This is a genomic window from Vibrio genomosp. F10 str. 9ZD137, from assembly GCF_049974785.1.
Lineage (GTDB): Bacteria > Pseudomonadota > Gammaproteobacteria > Enterobacterales > Vibrionaceae > Vibrio.
Map to the genome: position 1 here is coordinate 1 of NZ_JBNGCJ010000395.1, position 4,319 is coordinate 4,319.

Genomic DNA, 4,319 nt, shown 5'->3' on the forward strand with positions numbered 1-4,319 from the left:
CCATATTGGGCCCCAATGGCGGCAATGTAGGTATCGGCTTTGCTATTCCGGCCAACATGATGAAAAACCTCACTGATCAAATCCTTGATTTTGGTGAAGTCAAACGCGGCATGCTTGGTGTTCAAGGTGGAGAAGTCACTTCAGAGCTTGCAGAAGCATTAGGCTACGAATCAAGTAAAGGAGCTTTTGTTAATCAAGTCATACCTGACAGTGCGGCAGACGATGCTGGACTCAAAGCGGGTGACATTATCACCACGATTAATGGTAAGAAAATCGATACCTTTAGTGAGTTACGTGCAAAAGTCGCGACACTGGGTGCAGGCAAACAGTTAACATTAGGCGTTGTGCGAGATGGAAAAACGCTCTCGTTTGAGGTCACTCTAGGAGAGCAAACCACCAGTAAAACACCCGCAGAAAAGCTCCACCCGGGACTAACTGGTGCTGAATTCACGAATACAACAGACAACGATACGATTCCAGGAATCAAGGTAACAAGTATTGAAGAGGGTTCCTCTGCGGCTGCCTACCAACTTCAGGTCGATGACATTATTATTGGTGTTAATAGAAAGCGAGTTAAAAACATTGCGGAGTTTCGTGCAGTTATCGATGAAAAACCGGGTATTCTCGCACTCAATATCCAACGAGGGGATCGAACCATCTATCTTGTGATTCGATAAACTCATCGATTAAATCGTGAGATGACCTTAATAAAAGGCGATACCATTTGAGTATCGCCTTTTTGTTATTTAGCATTCTGATGCTATGCTTCGACAGCAAGCATTAAAAACACCCATTATCACAAAGACTTCCACCCACTTTGAGGACAGTATGCTGAATTTCATGTTACGTTCGGTTGTATTAGGTTTGGCAACGGCACTCATTTTATTACTGGCAATACCTTCTTTACGTACTAATTTTCTGCCACAAGTACTTCCCTCGACAACAGATAATTTTTCAACACTTCAGCTTTCGTTCAATGACGCGGTGAGAAAAGCGGCACCAGCCGTCGTCAATATTTACAGTAGAAAGTACACAGAAGACAATCGCACTAAGCTTTCGACTCAGGGGCTAGGATCAGGTGTTATTGTCAGTGAGAAAGGCTATATCATAACGAACTATCACGTTATTGCTCAGGCCGATCAGATCATTGTGGCTCTTCAAGATGGACGAGTCGCTGCCGCTCAGTTGGTCGGCAAAGATCGCCGCACAGATATTGCCATTTTACAAATAGAAGGAACTAACCTTCCTATCATCCCTCAAAACACAAATTATGCAGCTAAAGTAGGTGATGTGGTTCTTGCCATAGGCAACCCATACAACCTTGGGCAAACCACCACGTTTGGTATCATCTCAGCCACGGGCCGCTCATCAATTAGTGCGGATGGTCGCCAAGCTTTTATCCAAACCGATGCCGCAATCAATCAGGGCAATTCTGGAGGGGCTCTTGTTAACAGCCAAGGTGAACTCGTTGGAATCAATACCGCTTCCTTCCAGCAAGCAACTGATCTTGAAACGTATGGGATCTCTTTTGCAATACCTTACCCATTAGCCCATAAGATTATGGATAAAATCATTGCTGATGGGCGAGTCATCCGTGGTTACATTGGTATCGATGGGCAAGACATCAACTCGGTAACATCGCGATTACTGGGGAGTGAGCACCTAGGTGGTATTGTTGTACTTGGATTGGATCCTGATGGACCAGGGGCAAAAGCTGGCTTCGAAGCCCAAGATATTATATTGAAAATCGATGGGCATAAAATCAACGGCAGACAAAGCGTTATGGATATCGTGACAGATTTACGACCAGGTACAACGATTGACATTATGCTACTACGCAAAGGTGAAGAGATAACGTTACCCGTTACCGTTGCTGAAGATAATCGTGAGTAATCTAAGTTAACCAGTGACGTGAAGCGAAATAAGGTGTTCTAACCACAAAAAGCCTCTATATAAAATACAGGGGCTTTTTGCGGTTAGAGAATACCGCTTTATTAAGCCTCTGGCTCAGTATCGGCTTCCAGCTCTATTCGTGTCACTCTCTGTAGGCCTCTTGGCAATAGACTGCCTCGACGACCACGCTCGCCTCTAAAGTTATCGAGATCAGCCGACTTAAGACCCAACTTTCTCTTCCCTGCATAAATGGTTAAAGAAGCACCCTGAGGTAATGCCATTAGGTGAGAAACAAACTCTTCACGCTCTTTGGCTTTTGCAGCAGGAATATTAATGATCTTATTCCCTTTCCCTTTACCCAGTTGAGGAAGATCTTTGATCGGGAAAAGCAACATACGGCCTTGGTTCGTTATCGCAAGAATCTCATCAGAGTCTAGGTTACCAACGGTATGCGGTGGTAATACTTCCGAGTTTTGAGGAAGGTTGACCAAGGCTTTGCCACTCTTGTTTTTTGATAATAAATCACTGCCTTTACAAACAAAGCCATAACCGGCATCGGACCCCACTAACCACAGCTGATCATCCTCACCCATAATCACTTGGCGCATCGAGCTGCCCACACTGATATTCAAGCGACCAGTAATCGGTTCTCCTTGACTGCGAGCCGAAGGTAGAGAGTGCGACTCCAGTGAATAGCTTCTACCGTCACTCGCAAAGAACACCGCTTGCTGATTACTCTTTCCTCGGGCGTGAGCTAAGTAATTATCACCTGATTTATAGTTGAGTGTTTCAGCATCCACCTCATGCCCTTTCGCATGACGAATCCAGCCTTTTTCTGAAAGCACAACCGTAATCGGCTCACTTGGAACAAGGTCTCGTTCAGTAAGCGCTTTAGCTTCCGCACGCTCAATCAGTGGAGAGCGACGATCATCGCCAAACTTATCCGCATCAGCCTGAATTTCTTTTTTAATCAGTGTACTAAGACGACGCTCAGAACCCAATAGCTTTTCTAATTTGTCGCGCTCTTTAGCGAGTTCATCTTGCTCACCACGGATCTTAAACTCTTCTAATTTCGCTAAATTACGCAGTTTAATATCTAAAATGGCATCCGCTTGCGTCTCTGTAATGTTGAAGCGGCTCATGAGTACAGGGCGAGGTTCGTCCTCTGTACGAATGATTTCAATCACTTCATCAATATTAAGATATGCGACCAACAAACCTTCTAAGATGTGCAATCGAGCAAGGACTTTGTCTAAGCGATATTGCAAACGTCTGCGCACCGTTGTGCGACGGAATTCGATCCACTCATTCAGGATCTGAACCAATCCTTTGACTTGAGGACGCTCATCCAGGCCAATCATATTGAGGTTAACGCGGAAGTTTTTCTCAAGATCCGTAGAGGCAAATAGGTGGTTCATTAACTGATCGCAGTCGATACGGTTAGAGCGAGGAACGATCACAATGCGAGTCGGGTTTTCATGATCCGATTCATCACGAAGATCATCGACCATAGGGAGCTTTTTCGCACGCATTTGCGCCGCAATCTGCTCTAGAAGCTTCGCACCTGAAACTTGGTGAGGTAACGCAGTGATGACAATATCATTGCCCTCTTTGTGCCATACCGCACGCATTTTAATGCTGCCTCGACCGGTACGATAAATTTTTTCTATATCGCTTCGCGGTGAAATAATTTCAGCTTCTGTCGGGTAGTCTGGGCCTTGAATAAAGCCCATCACATCGTTGAGTTCGGCTTTCGGGTTATCCAGCAAGTGGATCGCAGCACTCGCCACTTCACGCACATTGTGAGGTGGAATATCGGTTGCCATACCCACCGCAATACCGGTAATACCATTAAGTAAAATATGCGGCAGACGAGCAGGCAGCATTTGTGGCTCTTTCATCGTGCCATCAAAGTTTGGTTGCCACTCCACCGTGCCTTGCCCTAATTCACCCAGCAATACCTCGGCAAACTTAGACAGTTTGGCTTCGGTATAACGCATGGCTGCGAACGATTTAGGATCATCGGGCGCACCCCAGTTACCTTGGCCATCAACCAATGGGTAGCGGTATGAGAACGGCTGAGCCATTAATACCATGGCTTCATAACACGCCGAGTCACCATGAGGGTGGTACTTACCAAGTACATCACCAACCGTACGCGCCGATTTTTTATATTTTGATGACGCCGATAAGCCAAGCTCTGACATCGCGTAAATAATACGTCGCTGAACAGGCTTCAAACCGTCACCAATGTAAGGTAACGCTCGGTCCATAATGACGTACATTGAATAGTTCAGATAAGCGTCTTCGGTGAACTTGCGCATTGGCAACTGTTCTACGCCATCATAAGTAATTTCTGTGGACATTAATTAAACCTCTGCCATATCGCCGTTAGCTTGTAACCATGAGAGATCGGAAGAGCGGTT

General features: G+C 45.6%; 3 protein-coding genes. 2 read left to right on the top strand and 1 reads right to left on the bottom strand.

The genetic code is table 11. The annotated features are described in order from the left end of the window. A partial coding sequence (locus ACP45E_RS08990; protein WP_141707267.1) for a PDZ domain-containing protein occupies positions 1 to 677 on the top strand: 677 nt, incomplete at its 5' end. Between the two features lie 151 nt (positions 678 to 828). Beyond that, entirely contained in the window at positions 829 to 1,893 is a 1,065-nt protein-coding gene (degS, locus tag ACP45E_RS08995; RefSeq protein WP_017035538.1) for an outer membrane-stress sensor serine endopeptidase DegS, read from the top strand. 101 nt (positions 1,894 to 1,994) lie between these two features. On the opposite strand, the gene parC is transcribed toward degS, so the two are convergent. Beyond that, positions 1,995 to 4,259 carry a DNA topoisomerase IV subunit A gene (gene parC, locus ACP45E_RS09000; RefSeq protein ID WP_017035539.1) on the bottom strand — a complete coding sequence of 755 codons (2,265 nt, stop codon included), beginning with the start codon at positions 4,257 to 4,259 and terminating at the stop codon, positions 1,995 to 1,997. Positions 4,260 to 4,319 lie beyond the last annotated feature (60 nt).

Coding starts and splice junctions, on each gene's coding strand:
- degS (WP_017035538.1), top strand. CDS start 829: ATGCTGAATTTCATGTTACGTTCGGTTGTATTAGGTTTGGCAACGGCA.
- parC (WP_017035539.1), bottom strand. CDS start 4,259: ATGTCCACAGAAATTACTTATGATGGCGTAGAACAGTTGCCAATGCGC.